The organism is Pantoea sp. SGAir0430, assembly GCF_043549295.1.
Genome location: NZ_CP039427.1, coordinates 3,226,074 through 3,242,684 on the forward strand (window position 1 = coordinate 3,226,074; position 16,611 = coordinate 3,242,684).

Here is a 16,611-nt window from a genome sequence, read left to right on the forward strand (position 1 = left end):
GTGGCGTGGTCAGACGTTACGGGCGCGGCGCGGGCCGGTTAGCTTTGACGCGCAGGCGCGGTTTGGGGCGGCCATTACCCAGCATTATCGCCAGCCGGCTGCCGCCCGGCGTGGTTTCCATCAGGATTTTGGTGACGCTGGTCAGCGGCACCGACAGCAGCATCCCGACCGGACCGAGCAGCCAGCCCCAGAAAATCAGCGACAGAAACACCACCAGCGTTGACAGTCCCAGCCCGCGTCCCATCAGGCGCGGTTCCAGCATATTGCCAAACACCATGTGAATGGCACTGAACAGCGCCGCCACCAGCACGGCGTCATACACATCATTCAGCACCAGCGCCTGAATAAACGGCGGCACACCGGCGATAATCGGGCCGATATTGGGGATAAAATTGAGGATAAAGGCGACAACGCCCCAGAACAGCGCAAATTTGACGTCCAGCAGCATCAGCACCAGCCACACCGCCAGCCCGGTAATCAGGCTGACCAGCGTTTTCAGTGCCAGATAGTGCGTGACGCCCTTCAGCGCCTTGTGCAATCCGGCGATGCGGATCTGCGGATTCATCATCGCATTGCGCAATTTGTACGGCAGATGGTGCACCTCAAACAGCATGAACACCACGGTCAGAATCAACAGCACCACATTGGTCATGGCACCCGAGAACTGCGCCAGCAGCGTGGTGGCCATGTTCATAATCACATTGGGATCGAGCCGTGCCGCCAGTGCGCTGGTGGAGATATTGATATGAAACTGTGCGGCGAAATGCTGCAGCACCGTCAGCTTCTGTTCCAGCAGGCTGCGGATTTGCGGATAGGTATCGCTGAACTCGCTTACCGAACTGGCCAGCACCCCGACCAGCAGCAGCATCACAATGAAGATCACCGTGATAACCAGCGAGATCGCCACGCCGCGCCGCAGACCTCGGCGCATCAGCAGGGTCACCAGCGGATTAAGCACAATCGCCAGGAAGCTGGCGAGTAAGAAGGGCACCAGAATATCTGACGCGGCACGAATGCCCGCCAGAATAATCACTAACATCGCCAGCTTGACCAGGATGTTCTGGCCAATTTTCTCCTGTGGCTTTTCGTTCATTCCCTCTCCTGAATGGTGGTTCGCTGTGGAAAGTGTAGTTGAACGCCAGTAAGTAATTGTTTGTTTAGGAGTAAGCGAAGCGAACCCGATAAGCACCGCCGGAGATACCGCCATCAGCCCGCCGCGAATCGACGGTGCGCACGGCGAGAAAAGGCGTATAGTAAAGCTTCAGCTATAAAAATTCCGTCAAACACGAGCGCAATCACTCATGCCTGACCAGCCCGCCGCGGCCGAATACAGCCGTTTTCGTCTGAATTTACAGATTCTCTCCATCGTGAAGTTCAACTTCGCCACCTATCTCACCATTGGCCTGCCGCTGGCGGTGCTGCCGGGCTTTGTCCATGACGGCCTGGGCTACAGCGCTTTCTGGGCCGGCGTGGTGATCAGCCTGCAATATGTCGCCACGCTGCTGAGCCGTCCGCATGCCGGTCGCTATGCCGACAGCTGGGGACCCAAAAAAGTGGTGGTGCTTGGGCTGTTTGGCAGCCTGGTGAGCGGGCTGTGTATTTTGCTGTCGGCGCTGATAGAGGAGCAGGAGGTGCTCAGCCTCGCGCTGCTATGCCTCGGGCGCGTGCTGCTGGGCGTCGGGCAGAGTTTCTGCGGCACCGGCACCTCGCTGTGGGGCGTGGCGAAAGTCGGCTCGCTGCATATTGGTCGGGTGATCTCCTGGAACGGCATTGTCACCTATGGCGCAATGGCGATTGGCGCACCGCTTGGGGTGATGATCTTTCGCAGCGGCGGCCTGCTGCTGCTCTCCAGCGTGATTATCGCCATCAGCGTGCTGGCGATAGTGCTGGCGCTGCCCCGTGCGCCGGTGAAAGGCAGCAAGGCCAAACCGCTGCCGTTCCGCGCAGTGCTCGGTAAGGTGTACGGTTTTGGCCTGCTGCTGGCGATGGGCTCGGCGGGCTTTGGCGTGATCGCCACCTTTATCACCCTGTTTTATCAGGAGCGGGGCTGGGACGGTGCCGCCTTCGCGCTGACGCTGTTCAGCGCTGCGTTCGTTGGCATGCGCCTGCTGTTTCCCAACGCCATTAATAAGCTCGGCGGACTGCGCGTCGCCAGCCTGTGTTTTGCCGTCGAGGCGATTGGCCTGCTGCTGGTGGCGGGCGCGTTCGATCCGTGGATGGCGAAGTTCGGCGCTTTTCTCACTGGCGCCGGTTTCTCGCTGGTGTTCCCGGCGATTGGCGTGGTCGCAGTCAAAGTGGTGCCGCAGCAGAACCAGGGCAGCGCGCTGGCCACCTACACCGCGTTTATGGATCTGTCGCTCGGCATCACCGGTCCGATCGCGGGCTTTATCATGAGCTTCGCCGGCGTACAGCTGGTTTATCTGCTGACTGCGCTGCTGGTGGGATTTGCGCTGCTTTGCACCCTGCGGATGATCAAGCGTCAGGCTGGGATGCCAGCCGAGGATGCTGCGTCCAGGTCGCCATAAATGGCGCCCCTACAGCATGACAGAGCGCGCATTGATGCGCACCGGGTAATCACGCATGGGGTGGGAAACAGGTGAAAAAAAGGCCTCCGACCGAGGCCAACACTAACAAAAGCGTGTCGCTAAGACACAGATAAGGGTTCGTTTCACATCGCATTGTCTGCAGATGCTGCAAAGAAAACATTTATTCCGTTTTAATTGAATTATGAAATAACGGATATTGGATCTGCCTCGCAAAAATTTCATATTTCGTTTCATCCAGCCACGCTCCGGCGCTGACCCTCTCGCTGATTGATCGTCCAGCCGATATCCCTGCTGCTGATTACGGGCGCAGGCAGTATCGGCATTGTCATCAGGCCCGCACTTTACGCCAGTCCGCTAACGCTGGCGGAAAAATGCGATCCAGGCCGCTAAAAGTAAATTTTCCAAAAAGAACTATTTGAAAAATTTATTTCACTGTAATAGCTTCATAGCACGCTTTCCGTATTGCCTGATCGGGCGCGACCCAGACTGACCCGCGGCCTGCAGGGACCTTACACATCAAAGAGGCAACGACATGACTATCGTAGGAAACTTTATCGGCGGCAAAATCACGCACAGCGCCAGCAACGAAACCATTCCGGTCTACGATCCGGCGACCGGCAAAGTGATCCGCGAACTGACGCAAAGCACGGCGGCAGAAGTGGCGCAGGCCATTGAGGTCGCCCATGCGGCGTTTCCGGAATGGTCAAAAACGGCGCCGCTGCGTCGTGCCCGCGTCATGTTCAACTTCAAAGCGCTGATGGAAAAACATCGCGATGAACTGGCGGCGCTGATTGTTTCTGAGCACGGTAAAGTCTGGTCCGATGCGCTGGGTGAGCTGACGCGCGGCATCGAAGTGATCGAATTTGCCTGCGGCATTCCGCACCTGATCAAAGGGGAAAACTCACCGAACGTCGGTTCCGGCGTTGACAGCTATTCGCTTATGCAGCCGGTGGGTGTGGTTGCGGGCATTACGCCGTTCAACTTCCCGGCGATGGTGCCGCTGTGGATGTTCCCCATCGCGCTGGCGTGCGGTAATACCTTTGTGCTGAAGCCGCCGGCGCTCGATCCTTCTGCCTCGGTACGCATGGCTGAACTGCTGAAAGAAGCGGGGCTGCCGGATGGCGTGTTCAACGTGGTGCACTCCTCAAACGAAGACGCCGAGCAGCTGTATAAAGATCCGCGCATCGCGGCGGTCAGCTTCGTCGGCTCGTCCGGCGTGGCCGAGCACATCTACAAAACCGCCAGCGCGCATGGCAAACGCGTGCAGGCCTTCGGCGCCGCGAAAAACCACGCCATTGTGATGCCGGATGCCGATCTGGATGCCACCGTGAACGCCATCATGGGCGGTGCTTTCGGTTCTGCCGGGGAACGCTGCATGGCGCTGCCGGTGGTGGTGGCGGTTGGCGACGATACAGCCGACAAACTGATTTCGCGCCTGACGCCGCTGATCAAAGCGCTGCGCGTAGGTCCGGGCATGCAGCAGGGTGTCGAAGAGAATGAAATGGGGCCGGTGGTATCCGCTGCGCACCAGAAGAAAGTGCTGGGCTACATCGACAAAGGTGAGCAGGAAGGCGCGACGCTGGTGGTTGACGGACGCGGCGTGAAAGTCTCGGGCCATGAAGAGGGCTACTACGTTGGCGGTACGCTGTTCGATAACGTCACGCCGGAGATGGTGATTTGGCGCGAAGAGATTTTCGGACCGGTGCTGAGCATCATGCGCGCCAGCGACTTCGACAGCGCGCTGCAGCTGGTAAATAGCCACGAATTTGGTAATGGCAGCGCCATCTTCACCAGCAACGGCCACACCGCCCGTGAATTTGTGCACAACGTGGAAGCGGGCATGGTGGGTGTCAATGTGCCGGTGCCGGTGCCGATGGCGTTCCACAGCTTTGGCGGCTGGAAGCGTTCGGTGTTTGGTGCGCTCAACGTGCACGGTCCGGACGGGGTGCGTTTCTACACCCGCATGAAAACGGCAACCGTGCGCTGGCCGAGCGGTCAGCAGACCGTTTCTGAATTCAGCATGCCAACGCTGGGTTAATGTCGCGCAACTGGAGAAACAGGATGTCACTAATTTCAAAAGTGCAGCAGCCGGACAGCCACGGGCGTATCCAGCACGTGACGCCCGAGAGCGCCGGCTGGGAATATGTGGGCTTTGATGCTTATTTGCTGAAAAAGGGCCAGACGCTGCGGTTAAGAAGCGGCGAGAGAGAGCTGTGCCTGGTGCTGGTGGCCGGTCTGGCGTCGGTGAAAACCCGCGATGCAGAATTCCCTGGCATCGGTAAGCGCCTGTCGCCGTTTGAGCGCACGCCGCCTTACTCGGTTTACGTGCCGCATCATGATGAGGTTGAAGTCACTGCCGACAGCGATCTGGAGCTGGCGGTGTGCAGTGCGCCGGGCAGTGGCAATCTGCCGGCGCGGCTGATTGCACCGCAGGATGTTGGCGTGGAGCACCGTGGCAAAGGGCGCAACCAGCGCCTGGTGCATAACATTCTGCCGGATAATCAACCGGCCGACAGCCTGCTGGTGGTCGAGGTGTATACCGACGAAGGCGCGACCAGTTCGTACCCCAGCCACAAACACGATGAGAAGGACAGCCCGGACGAAACCTATCTGGAAGAGACCTATTATCACCGTTTCGACCCCGAGCCCGGTTTCGCCATGCAGCGCGTCTACACCGACGACCGTTCGCTCGACGAGTGTATGGCCCCGTATAACCGCGATGTGGTGACGGTACCGCGCGGGTATCATCCGGTGGCGACTCTGGCCGGTTACGATAACTATTATCTGAACGTGATGGCCGGGCCGGTACGGCTGTGGAAATTTACCTGGGAGAAGGATCACGCCTGGGTGAACAGCGAGCAATATCCGCGCCGTTAATCGGGTCTCCGCGCGGTCGCCGGAAATGCGCACCAGGTTAAACGGCACACGCAAGCATATAAACGTGCACAGCCGTAGGGTGCGCATTGATGCGCACCAGGTTAAACGGCACACGCATTCACTGATGCGCACAGATAAAAAAGGCAGCCAGATGGCTGCCTTTGTTCCATTCGGTACCCGGGGTTTATTCGCTGCTGCTGTTATTCAGCGCCAGCGACACCGCCAGGGTTTGCGCCAGGCACAGCGAGGCCACCTGCGAGCGGAAGCCATCCACCTGCGCTTCGCGCACCACAAAACAGACATCGCTGAACGCTGCCAGCGGGCTGACCTGGCTGTCGGTGATGGCGATCTGATGCGCGCCACGTTTAGCGCCCAGCTCCACCAGTTCCACCGCTTCGCGCGCATACGGCGAGTAGCTGATAGCGATGACCACGTCTTTCGGATTCACCATGCTGAGCTGTTCAGTGAACATGCCGCCCAGGCCATCAATCAGAAAAGCGCGACGCTCCAGATGGCGCAGCGCATACACCAGATACGAGGCCACGCTGAACGAGCGGCGCAGACCGATGATGTAGATGTTCTCCGCCTCGTTGAGCATTTTCACCGCTTTGTTCAGCTGGTCGGGATTCACCTGCATCGCCAGCTGCTGCAGCGCCTGGCTGTTGACCATGGTAAAGACGTTGAGGATCTCCACCGGGCTCTCCGGTGAGCTGGCGCTGTCGTCGGTGGCCGTCTGGCGGAACAGGCGCGCCCGTTCGGTATAGTTCACGGTCTCTTCCATCAGGTGCTGACGAAAGACCTGTTTCATTTCGTTGAAGCCGCTAAAGCCGAACGCGTTGGCGAAGCGGATCAGCGTGGAGGGCGGAACATCCGCCTGCTGGGCGATAGAGGCGACGGTATCAAACGCGATGCTGTTGCTGTTATCAAGGATATAACGAGCCACCTGCTTCAGGCGTTTACTCAGCGTCTCGTAGCGACGACGGATATCGTCCTGTAACAAGGTCAATTGCGTTGGGTTATTGGTCATTACTTCGGCCCGTCAGAAAAGGAAATATGGCTGGATAATGAGCGCTATAGTACCAGATGGATGGAAAATTTCATTTGTTTGACGCTATCGTGAAGGCTATTTCATCGGTTTATGAATTGCCTCACAAAACTCAGGGGTTGAGGGCTTGCCCTCACCCTAACCCTCTCCCGCACGCGGGAGAGGGGACAGTCCGGAGCGGTTTATCAGGCAGGTCGCAAGGTTTTGCTTCTTCATTCAGTGAGAGAGGGGACAGTCCGGAGCGGTCTGACAGGCCTGGCACAATGCTTAACGACCTGCCTGAACGGCTCCCTCTCCCGGTGGGAGAGGGCGGGGGTGAGGGCATCCGCGCGCAACACACTAAAAAGCGGCCCGTCAGGCCGCTTCTCAGTACATCCTCTTCAAATGCGTCAGCCGCGCGCGGCGCGCCAGTAGCCAATCAGGCGCAGATAATTGCCTTTCACGGTCTCAATCAGCGCTTTATCATCCAACTCACCGTTCAGCCACTGGCGTGACGGCTGGCCAAAAATGGTGCGACCCACGGCAAAACCTTTCACCCACGTGGCCTGCGCGGCGGCGGCGAAGCCGGCTTTCAGCTTCTCTTCCGGTGCATCAAGGCCGAGTAACAGAATGCCGCGACAGTGCGGATCCTGCTGCTCAATCAGCTCGCCGATCGCCTGCCAGCTCTCCGCCGTCAGCGGTGGTAGCTTCCACCAGTCCGGCTGCACGCCCAGGCTATAGAAGTGGCTTAGCATGTCGTGATAGTAGGACTCGTTACGGTCCGGGTTGCTTTCCGGCAGAATCACTTCCAGCAGCAGCTCGTGCCCGCTTTTGTTACAGCTGCGCCACACGTCAAGAACCAGCTCGTCCTGCTCTTTACGCAGTTCAGCACTGTCATGGGGATGATAAAACACCAGGCACTTGACGACGTGTTCGGCCGGCCAGTCCACCAGCTGAGAGCCAATATTGCCGTGCTCAAGACGCAGTGGCCGTGAGCTCGGCAGCTCGATGGGCCGCCCAATCCACCAGTGCTTGCCGGTGATGGCGTTGAGCGCTTTCTGGCCGTATGTGGTATCCGCCAGGATGCCACTCTTCTCATTGAGACCGGCTTCGTTAGCCGCCTCCTGTGCCGCCTGCAGCAGCAGCAGTTTCAGCTGCGGAATGCGCTCCTCGCTGACGCCCGCTTCGCGCGCCATATCGGCCAGCTGTTTACGGTGGTCAAAGGCGAACACATTCAGCTCCGGCCACTGCTGCTTACGCGTGGTAACGCGATGCAGATGATTGAGGCGCGCGTCCAGATCCGGGCGTTTCACCGCGTTATCGCGGCTGAGGAAATCGTCCAGCTCCTCTTTCGTTGGCATCGCCGGTGCACAGCCGTGACGGGATACCACCAGCGCGCCACAGGCGTTGGCGTAGCGGCACGCCTGTTCCCAGCTCTCATCGTTGAGCCAGCCGCGCAGCAGGCCCGACATAAACGCATCGCCGGCGCCCAGCACGTTGAGCACCTCAACGCGCACGCCGCTGTGCAGGCGCGTCTGTTCCCAGCTGTCAGGAATTTCGCCCTCAAACACCACACAACCCAGCGGCCCGCGTTTGCAGACCAGCGTGGCGCTGCTGGCCTTACGCACATTTTTCAGCGCGGTCAGCGTATCGGTACTGCCACCGGCGATATGGAATTCTTCTTCCGTTCCGACGATCAGATCGAAATAGTGCACCACTTCCTGCAGCTGCTGCGTCACCTGGCCGGATTCAATGAAACGTGTTTCACCGTCACCCAGTGAGGTCAGACCCCATAGCACCGGGCGATAATCGATATCCAGCGCGGTGCGCAGACCGTTGCGCCGGGCAATATCCAGCGCTTTCAGCACCGCCGCCCGCGTGTCCGGATGCGACAGGTGGGTGCCGGTTACCGCCACGGCGCGGGACGAGGTAATGAACTCTTCGCGAATGTCCTCGGGAACCAGCCCCATATCAGCACAGTTGTCGCGATAGAAAATCAGCGGAAAGGTCTCTTCGTCTTTGATGCCGAGAATCACCAGCCCGGTCAGGCGCTGCTTATCGGTAATCAGCCCGTCAGTATTGCAGCCCACGCGCTGCAGTTCTTCACGCAGGAAGCGGCCATTGTGTTCGTCACCGACGCGCGCCAGCATCGCCGACTTCAGCCCCTGAATCGCGGTGCCATAGGCTACGTTGCCGGAAGAGCCGCCGAGGTATTTGTTAAAGCTGGTCATATCTTCCAGGCGCGAGCCAATTTGCTGGCCGTAAAGATCGACGGCGATGCGTCCAATACAAATCACATCAAGCCGCTTCTGTTGTGTACTCATACTGATGGTTTCCTTCTGTGATAAGCAGACACGGCGGGCGCTGCCGCCCACTATCAAGCGCAATGCTTCCGGGGTCTCGGGGTGCCTGACTGGCTATGTGGGCAGTATGAGGAATAAAAATTCCAAACACAATATGAAATGAAACATCCATCGCGATTTTGTGAGCCAGGTAAAACTCTGGTGCCGCTGCCTTTCCCGCCCTTTACGGCTTGCCCGTTTCGCGGGTGCTCTGGCTTGTGAGCCAGCTCGCAGGAAATGATGATGGATGAGAGGAAGCTGCTGACGTGAAATGAAATTTCGTTATGATGGCTGAGGCACAGCAGGCTGTTTCACTTTGCTGTCATCCCGTCCCGTCACCGCCCGCGTTTCAGCGCCGAATTTGATCTTCATCGCAAAATGAAATGTTTCTTCTGTAATCAGGTTTAATGGAAAAAACATTTGTTTATAATCGCCACACGTTTCACTTAGCGTCGGGCGCGTTTTCACCGCCGACCCGAACCGCGTCGTACCCCCTGAGCGGGTACCACATGTAAAGGAAGAAGCATATGGGCACTATCAGACTGACTACCGCACAGGCGCTGGTGAAATTTCTGGATAACCAGTACCTGAACGTTGACGGCGTTGAAACCAAATTCGTGCACGGCATCTTTGCTATTTTCGGCCACGGCAATGTGCTCGGCCTCGGCCAGGCGCTGGAGCAGGACAGCGGCGATTTACAGGTGTATCAGGGCCGTAACGAGCAGGGTATGGCGCACGCTGCCATCGGTTTTGCCCGGCAGTCGCTGCGCCGTCAAATCATTGCCTGTACCTCTTCCGTCGGACCGGGTGCCGCCAACATGATTACCGCGGCAGCCACGGCAACAGCCAACCGGATTCCACTGCTGCTGCTGCCGGGCGATGTGTTCGCCACGCGCCAGCCGGACCCGGTGCTGCAGCAGATCGAGCAGAGTCACGATCTCAGCATCAGCACCAACGATGCCTTCCGCGCAGTGAGTAAATACTGGGACCGCGTGAGCCGTCCGGAGCAGCTGATGACCGCCTGTATCAATGCGCTGCGCGTACTGACCGATCCGGCGGAAACCGGGGCGGTAACGCTGGCGCTGCCGCAGGATGTGCAGGGCGAAGCCTGGGATTTCCCGGAATACTTCTTCCAGAAACGCGTGCATTTGCTTGACCGGCGTCTGCCGACGGCGGCCCAGCTGGACGCGGCGCTGGCATTGATTGCGCGTAAGCACAAGCCGCTGATTGTAGTGGGTGGCGGCGTGAAATACTCCGATGCCGGTCAGGCGCTGCTGAGCTTTGCCGAGCGTTTCAATATTCCGTTTGCCGAAACGCAGGCCGGCAAAGGCACCATCGTTTCCGACCATCCGCTGAACGTGGGCGGCGTGGGTGAAACCGGCTGTCTGGCGGCGAACCTGCTGGCCAAAGAGGCCGATCTGGTGATCGGTATTGGTACGCGCTATACCGATTTCACCACGGCTTCAAAATGGATTTTCCAGCATCCGGAAATCAGCTACCTCAACATTAACGTCAACAACTTCGACAGCTACAAGCTGGATGGCGTGCAGCTGCTGGCGGATGCACGCGAAGGGTTAACCGCGCTGGAAGCCGGACTGAACGGCTTTGAGAATCACTGGGGTGGTCAGATTGAACAGGCGCAGAGCAAGCTGCTGAAAGAGACGCAGCGCGTGTACGCCGCCACTTTCAACACCGACGACTTTATTCCGGAAATCGCTGACCACATCGATCGCACCGCGCTGTTCGCCGAGTTTGAGCGTTTGACAAAGTCGGTGCTGACGCAGAGCAGCGTGCTGGGCACCTTAAACGAACAACTGCCAAAGGATGCGGTGATTGTCGCCGCCGCCGGCAGTCTGCCGGGTGACCTGCAGCGCGTATGGCGCACCAAAGACTACAACGCGTATCACGTTGAGTACGGCTACTCGTGCATGGGTTACGAAGTGAATGCCGCGCTGGGCGTGAAGCTGGCTCAGCCGCAGCGCGAAGTCTACGCCATGGTGGGTGACGGCTCGTTCATGATGCTGCACTCCGAGCTGGTCACCTCGATTCAGGAGGGGGCGAAAATCAACGTCATCCTGCTGGATAACATGACCAATGGCTGCATCAACAACCTGCAGATGGAACACGGCATGGACAGTTTCAACACCGAGTTCCGCTTCCGTAATCCGCAGGGCGGCAAGCTGGATGGTGGCTTCGTGCCGGTTGATTTCGCGGCGATAGCCGCCGGCTACGGCTGTAAAACCTACCGTGTCACCACGCTGGAGCAGCTGAAAGCGGCGCTGGAAGATGCGCAGCAGCAGACGGTTTCGACCCTGATTGACATCAAAGTGCTGCCAAAAACCATGGTGCACAAATACTTCAGCTGGTGGCACGTCGGCGTGGCGCAGGCCTCCACCTCAGAGCGGACGCAGCAGGTGGCCGACAAGCTCAATCAGCATATTCAACAGGCGCGTAAGTACTAACCCTTTTCAGGCCGGCGCTGCCCGGCCCGTTTTACCCTACTTATCCGACTCTACAGGTGTAATTATGACGCTCAAACTCGGTGTAATCGGTACCGGCGCAATTGGTCAGGAACATATTCGTCGCTGCAACAACGTGCTGCAGGGCGCAAAAGTGGTGGCGGTTTCAGACATCAATGTGGAAGGTGCGCGCGCGGCGCTGCAGCGGCTGAATATTCAGGCCGAAGTGTATCAGGATGGTCATCAGGTAATTAACTCGCCGGAAGTGGATGCCGTGCTGGTGACCTCGTGGGACCCGACGCATGAAGAGTTCACGCTGGCCGCGATTGCCGCCGGGAAACCGGTGTTCTGCGAGAAGCCGCTGGCGCTGAGCGCAGAGGGCTGCCGTCGCATTGTCGACGCCGAGATTGCGCACGGCAAGCGTCTGGTGCAGGTGGGCTTTATGCGCCCGTATGATGCCGGCTATCGCGCGCTGAAAAAGGTGATCACCGACGGTGACATCGGCGAGCCGCTGATGCTGCACTGCGCGCACCGTAATCAGAGCGTCGGCGAGAATTACACCACCGATATGGCCATCACCAACACCCTGATTCACGAGCTGGATGTCCTGCGCTGGCTGACCGAGGATGATTACAAAAGCGTGCAGGTGGTGTTCCCGCGCACGACCTCAAAGTCACACGCGAAGCTGAAAGATCCGCAGATCGTACTGTTTGAAACGCAGAAGGGCATCCGCATCGATGTGGAGATCTTTGTGAACTGCGCGTACGGCTATGACATTCAGTGTGAAGTGGTGGGCGAAGAGGGCATCGCCAGACTGCCGGAGCCATCGGCGATTCAGATGCGCAAAGATGCCCGCCTTGGCAACGCGCTGCTGACCGACTGGAAAGATCGCTTTATCGACGCCTACGACGTTGAGCTGCAGGCGTTTATCAATGATGTGAAAGCGGGCCAGCTGAGCGGGCCTTCTGCCTGGGATGGCTTTGCCGCCTCGGTGGCTGCCGATGCCTGCCTGAAGGCGCAAACCAGCGGCGCGATTGAGCCCGTTGCCATGCCGCCGCGTCCGGCGTTTTACCAGAAATAATCAGGCGCGTGCGCTAAACCTATCCACGGCAGCGGATTACCGCTGCCTCTCTGTGTCAGGGAGCTGAAAATGAACCAAGAGAACGTCAAACTGGCGATTGCGCCGATTGGCTGGACCAACGACGACATGCCGGAACTCGGCAGCGAAAATACTTTCCAGCAAACGGTCAGCGAGATGGCGCTGGCGGGTTTCACCGGTAGCGAAGTGGGCAGCAAGTATCCGCGCGATCCGGCGGTGCTGAAGCCGATGCTGGATATCCGCGGTATGCAGATTTGTAACGCCTGGTTTAGTACCTTTTTTGCCAACGGTGACAAAGCGAAAACCATCGATCAGTTCATCAACCACATGAACTTCCTGCATGCCATGGGCGCGCGCGTGATTGGCTGCTCGGAACAGAGCAAAAGCATTCAGGGCACGTCGCTGCCGGTGCTGGAGCAGAAGCCGGTTTTCACTGACGAAGAGTGGCGCCTGACGGCAGAAGGTTACAACGAACTGGCGGCGATTGCGGCGCAGAAAGGGATGCGCGTAACGCTGCATCATCACATGGGCACCGGCATTCAGACGCCAGCCGAGATCGACCGTTTTATGGCAATGACCAACGATAACGTCGGTCTGCTGTACGACACCGGCCACATTTACTACTCCGAAGGATCACAGCAGGTGATGCTGGATGTGCTGACCCAACATCTGCCGCGTATTTTCCACGTGCATCTGAAGGATGTGCGTGACAGCGTGGTGGCAGAGGTGCGCGCAAACTCGCTGTCGTTCCTCGACGGAGTGAAGAAAGGCACCTTCACCGTACCAGGCGATGGCGTGATCGATTTCAAACCGGTATTCAAAATCCTCGATGATTACGGCTATAAAGGCTGGATGGTCGTCGAAGCGGAACAGGATCCGGCCATCGCTAACCCATTCGAATATGCAGTGAAAGCCCGTAAATATATTCGTGACAATGCCGGGCTGTAAGATTGACGGTCAGTTAGCGCAATGAATTGCGCCGCTACGGTAAATTCGACAGTGACTTTCGTCATTATCGACCGCACACACTGTAGCGGCGCGATTTATCGCGCTATGTATCAATTGCTCTTCTGCAATCGACTCATTTCATTGTCTTTATTCACTGTGTAATCTCCTGAATCCAGTGAGAATATCACGCCATCATCCTGCTTCCGCTGAATTTTCATCAGTAAATTTTTATCCAGACAATTAGCAGGGGGTTGCATTTGCTTAAAGCAAATGCGGTCCTTTTTTTCCAATGACTGATATCCCTCACCTAGTGCATAAAAATAATAGGTAATGGGGCCATTATCATTAAAGGCTTTAATATTGTATTTTGACGTTATTTGCGGCTGGTGAATCAACCACCACCTTATTTTTTTATCGTCAGAGTAAGGCAGGTGATCGACGATAATTGATGCAGAATAGTAATCCTGGTGAACGTCAATAACGTTAACTTCCCTGAAGTTCAGGTAGCAGTATATGCCACTGGCTAATGCAACAAGCAGAATTAATCCTGCCCATGTCTTCCTGTTCATTAACGGCCGCCTTCAATATCTATCACAGCATCCATGTTCGTCAGAAAAGGACGAAAGCCAAATTTATCATAACGTTGTAAGGTGAACCATATCTTAAAAAACTGAAATTGTCTGAATTTATGCTTGTGAATATCATGCGTATCCAGACCGAAATGATCCTGTCCGCTGAAGCGCATTTTTGCCCTCCAGCGCGCACCATTAACGTCAAGACTCAATATGTCAATTTTGGTAGCATAAACATCATGAACAGTAATGCCTAAACCATTTATTTTATCCATAATTAATGAATCGAACTTTGGCAGGATCGAGTTATTAATGGCAGAATTAATATCACCTATATTTTTCAATGGCAGGCCTTTGATACCATAATCAATATTAACATTGAGCGTATCAATTATGGCTTTGTGTGTACTGTTTATGCTTCTGTCGTTCATAATTTTGTCCCGATATGCCATATCCAGCGACAAATCCCGAAACGGCAGGCCGCTGGAGCGCATAAAATGCTCCAGCATCTTATTTATCAGGAAACGTTGCGGGCCAACAAGCGCGAAAGGTAATGACGTGGTTTGCATCTCAGCAAACAGCAGCCTGGCGCACTCCAGCGGTGAAAGCTTTTCGCCAGGTTTCGCATAAGCACCAGCAAAGCGCGACTGGGGATTATGGAAGGGATGCAGCCGCGTCATGCTCCACGGGTCGACCACATTGGAAATGTGGGTGAGGCCGAATTCGTTTTTCATCCGGCGTTCACAGATATCGCCGTAGCGCATATCGTCAGCGCCATAGTCATTAAACATGCGCTGTGTGGTGAAGATATTGAGCGGAAAAGTGGCTAAAGCCATGCGTGATACTCCCTGTCACTGACGAGTCCGTTAATCCGGTCGCGGATTATTTAGTCAGTAAGTGGAGCGGTGAGAATTGATCTGGTGCAGTGCCTTGTGTGAATAACCTCTCGCCGACACAAAAAGAGAAAAAACAAAAACCCCGCGCGGTGGCGGGGTTGAGGACAATGCTTAAGGCGATTACGAAGCCAGCGACAGCGCCGGTTTCTGGCCGTTTTCTGCCAGCCAGTCGCGGATGCGCGCCTGTTCGGCTTCGCTCAGCCACATACCCTGTTTGGTACGGCGCCAGATGGCATCGTCCAGCTCGCGCACCCACTCGTGTTTCACCAGGTAACGCAGTTCGGCTTCATAGAATTCGTGGCCAAAGTTTTCACCCAGATCCTCACGGCTCTTCGCGCCTTCCAGCAGCACTTCAGTACGGCTGCCGTAGGTGCGGGCGAAGTGACGCGCCATGCCTTCGCTGATGAACGGATAGCGACGGCGCAGGCTGGCAGCGTAATCTTCACGCGTACCGGAGAAATCACCGCCTGGCAGCACGGCGTTTTTGGTCCACGCCGGACCGGCATCGGGGTAGTATTTCGCCAGTTTCTCCAGCGCATGCTCCGCCAGCTTGCGATAGGTGGTCAGCTTGCCGCCGAACACGGACAGCAGCGGTGCCTGGCCATTGTCGTCGTGCACGTCCAGCGTGTAATCACGGGTGATCGCCTGCGGTGAATCGGATTCATCATCGCACAGCGGACGCACGCCGGAGTAGGTCCAGACGATATCGTCACTGGTCAGCTGCTTTTTAAAGTGCGCGTTATACACCTTCAGCAGGTAGCTGATTTCATTGTCATCGATTTTGACATTTTTCGGATCGCCTTTGTATTCGACGTCGGTGGTACCGATGATTGAAAACTCATCCATCCACGGAATCACAAACACGATGCGGTTATCTTCGTTCTGCAGAATGTAAGCCTGCTTTTCGGTGTGCACGCGCGGCACCACAATATGGCTGCCTTTGATCAGGCGAATACCGTACGGCGATTTCAGCTTCAGGCCATCGTCAAAGAACTGCTTCACCCAGGGGCCGGCGGCGTTAACCAGCCCTTTGGCGCGCCAGGTGTAGGTTTTGCCGGTATCGACGTCTTCCGCTTCCACCATCCACAGGCCGGCTTCACGCCAGGCGCGGGTTACGCGGGTGCGGGTGCGCACTTCGCCGCCCTGTTTCACCACTTCCTGCGCGTTAAGCACCACCATGCGCGCATCGTCCACCCAGCAGTCGGAATATTCGAAACCGCGCGTAATTTCAGGCTTCAGGGCCGATTCCGCGCCAAAACGCAGACCTTTACTGCCTGGCAGCGTAGTGCGCTTACCGAGGCGATCGTACATAAACAGGCCCATGCGGATCATCCACGCCGGACGCAGATGCGGGCGGTGTGGCAGACGGAAACGCATCGGGAAGGCGATGTGCGGCGCCATTTTCAGCAGCACTTCACGTTCGGCCAGCGCTTCGCCCACCAGACGGAATTCGTAATGTTCCAGATAGCGCAGGCCACCGTGAATCAGCTTGGAACTGGCAGAGGAGGTTGCACAGGCCAAATCCCGCGCCTCCAGCATCAGCACTGACAGGCCGCGTCCTGCAGCATCCACTGCAATGCCGGCACCGTTGATGCCGCCGCCGATCACGATCAGGTCTTTGGTTTCCACGTCATCTCCTCCGATGTTCGGAATAGTTCTAAAATGTTCGTTTTCGAGCGTAATAATAATCGGAAACCAACATTGACGCCAGCGCTTAACTCAATAAAAACATTCTTGCGTGATATAGCTAACATTTCGGCAGGAAAAAAATCACATATCCACAGGATTTGTCAGGTTATAGCGGCGGCTTATCAGGGTAAACTAACGCCAAATGATGACGAGGTAATG

12 protein-coding genes are annotated in these 16,611 nt (G+C 56.8%); 6 read left to right on the forward strand and 6 right to left on the reverse strand.

The genetic code is table 11. The annotated features are described in order from the left end of the window. Positions 1-16: 16 nt before the first annotated feature. Complete coding sequence (locus E7738_RS15170) at positions 17-1,093, reverse strand: AI-2E family transporter (RefSeq protein ID WP_058759330.1); 1,077 nt, start codon at positions 1,091-1,093, stop codon at positions 17-19. Positions 1,094-1,301: 208 nt separating this feature from the next. Between E7738_RS15170 and E7738_RS15175 the strand changes: the two genes are divergently transcribed. From E7738_RS15175 to iolB, 3 genes are all read left to right on the forward strand, one after another. Beyond that, positions 1,302-2,525, forward strand: a complete 1,224-nt coding sequence (locus E7738_RS15175; RefSeq protein WP_394515774.1) for an MFS transporter — start codon at positions 1,302-1,304, stop codon at positions 2,523-2,525. Positions 2,526-3,078: 553 nt separating this feature from the next. Then, a complete protein-coding gene (locus tag E7738_RS15180) occupies positions 3,079-4,584 on the forward strand; it encodes a CoA-acylating methylmalonate-semialdehyde dehydrogenase (RefSeq protein ID WP_394515775.1) in 1,506 nt (501 codons plus the stop codon). A 23-nt stretch (positions 4,585-4,607) separates the two neighbouring features. Beyond that, positions 4,608-5,423 (forward strand): 5-deoxy-glucuronate isomerase, encoded by an 816-nt coding sequence (iolB, locus tag E7738_RS15185; RefSeq protein ID WP_394515776.1) that lies wholly within the window; start codon positions 4,608-4,610, stop codon positions 5,421-5,423. Positions 5,424-5,607: 184 nt separating this feature from the next. On the opposite strand, the gene E7738_RS15190 is transcribed toward iolB, so the two are convergent. Further along, positions 5,608-6,450, reverse strand: a complete 843-nt coding sequence (locus E7738_RS15190) for a MurR/RpiR family transcriptional regulator (RefSeq protein ID WP_031279682.1) — start codon at positions 6,448-6,450, stop codon at positions 5,608-5,610. A gap of 407 nt (positions 6,451-6,857) precedes the next feature. Then, entirely contained in the window at positions 6,858-8,771 is a 1,914-nt protein-coding gene (iolC, locus tag E7738_RS15195) for a bifunctional 5-dehydro-2-deoxygluconokinase/5-dehydro-2-deoxyphosphogluconate aldolase (RefSeq protein WP_211724966.1), read from the reverse strand. Between the two features lie 545 nt (positions 8,772-9,316). On the opposite strand from iolC, the gene iolD reads away from it, so the two are divergent. From iolD to iolE, 3 genes are all read left to right on the forward strand, one after another. After that, positions 9,317-11,251, forward strand: a complete 1,935-nt coding sequence (gene iolD, locus E7738_RS15200) for a 3D-(3,5/4)-trihydroxycyclohexane-1,2-dione acylhydrolase (decyclizing) (protein WP_021507393.1) — start codon at positions 9,317-9,319, stop codon at positions 11,249-11,251. A gap of 64 nt (positions 11,252-11,315) precedes the next feature. After that, on the forward strand, positions 11,316-12,329 hold the full coding sequence (locus E7738_RS15205) for a Gfo/Idh/MocA family oxidoreductase (RefSeq protein ID WP_021507394.1): 1,014 nt from the start codon (positions 11,316-11,318) through the stop codon (positions 12,327-12,329). Between the two features lie 69 nt (positions 12,330-12,398). Beyond that, positions 12,399-13,295 carry a myo-inosose-2 dehydratase gene (iolE, locus tag E7738_RS15210; protein WP_058770955.1) on the forward strand — a complete coding sequence of 299 codons (897 nt, stop codon included), beginning with the start codon at positions 12,399-12,401 and terminating at the stop codon, positions 13,293-13,295. Positions 13,296-13,405: 110 nt separating this feature from the next. Here the strand turns inward: iolE and E7738_RS15215 are convergent, their stop codons facing one another. From E7738_RS15215 to glpD, 3 genes are all read right to left on the reverse strand, one after another. Beyond that, complete coding sequence (locus E7738_RS15215; protein ID WP_394515777.1) at positions 13,406-13,864, reverse strand: DUF943 family protein; 459 nt, start codon at positions 13,862-13,864, stop codon at positions 13,406-13,408. Continuing rightward, positions 13,864-14,703 (reverse strand): DUF3289 family protein, encoded by an 840-nt coding sequence (locus tag E7738_RS15220; RefSeq protein ID WP_058770957.1) that lies wholly within the window; start codon positions 14,701-14,703, stop codon positions 13,864-13,866. Before E7738_RS15220 ends, E7738_RS15215 begins: the two co-directional genes overlap by 1 nt. Before the next feature lie 180 nt (positions 14,704-14,883). Then, positions 14,884-16,392 (reverse strand): glycerol-3-phosphate dehydrogenase, encoded by a 1,509-nt coding sequence (glpD, locus tag E7738_RS15225; RefSeq protein WP_058759321.1) that lies wholly within the window; start codon positions 16,390-16,392, stop codon positions 14,884-14,886. Positions 16,393-16,611: the final 219 nt, after the last annotated feature.

Excerpts from the sequence above, each read along its gene's own strand:
- iolB (WP_394515776.1), top strand. The coding sequence starts at position 4,608 with ATGTCACTAATTTCAAAAGTGCAGCAGCCGGACAGCCACGGGCGTATC.
- iolD (WP_021507393.1), top strand. The coding sequence starts at position 9,317 with ATGGGCACTATCAGACTGACTACCGCACAGGCGCTGGTGAAATTTCTG.
- E7738_RS15215 (WP_394515777.1), bottom strand. The coding sequence starts at position 13,864 with ATGAACAGGAAGACATGGGCAGGATTAATTCTGCTTGTTGCATTAGCC.
- E7738_RS15220 (WP_058770957.1), bottom strand. The coding sequence starts at position 14,703 with ATGGCTTTAGCCACTTTTCCGCTCAATATCTTCACCACACAGCGCATG.
- iolE (WP_058770955.1), top strand. The coding sequence starts at position 12,399 with ATGAACCAAGAGAACGTCAAACTGGCGATTGCGCCGATTGGCTGGACC.
- E7738_RS15180 (WP_394515775.1), top strand. The coding sequence starts at position 3,079 with ATGACTATCGTAGGAAACTTTATCGGCGGCAAAATCACGCACAGCGCC.
- E7738_RS15205 (WP_021507394.1), top strand. The coding sequence starts at position 11,316 with ATGACGCTCAAACTCGGTGTAATCGGTACCGGCGCAATTGGTCAGGAA.
- E7738_RS15175 (WP_394515774.1), top strand. The coding sequence starts at position 1,302 with ATGCCTGACCAGCCCGCCGCGGCCGAATACAGCCGTTTTCGTCTGAAT.
- E7738_RS15170 (WP_058759330.1), bottom strand. The coding sequence starts at position 1,093 with ATGAACGAAAAGCCACAGGAGAAAATTGGCCAGAACATCCTGGTCAAG.
- iolC (WP_211724966.1), bottom strand. The coding sequence starts at position 8,771 with ATGAGTACACAACAGAAGCGGCTTGATGTGATTTGTATTGGACGCATC.
- E7738_RS15190 (WP_031279682.1), bottom strand. The coding sequence starts at position 6,450 with ATGACCAATAACCCAACGCAATTGACCTTGTTACAGGACGATATCCGT.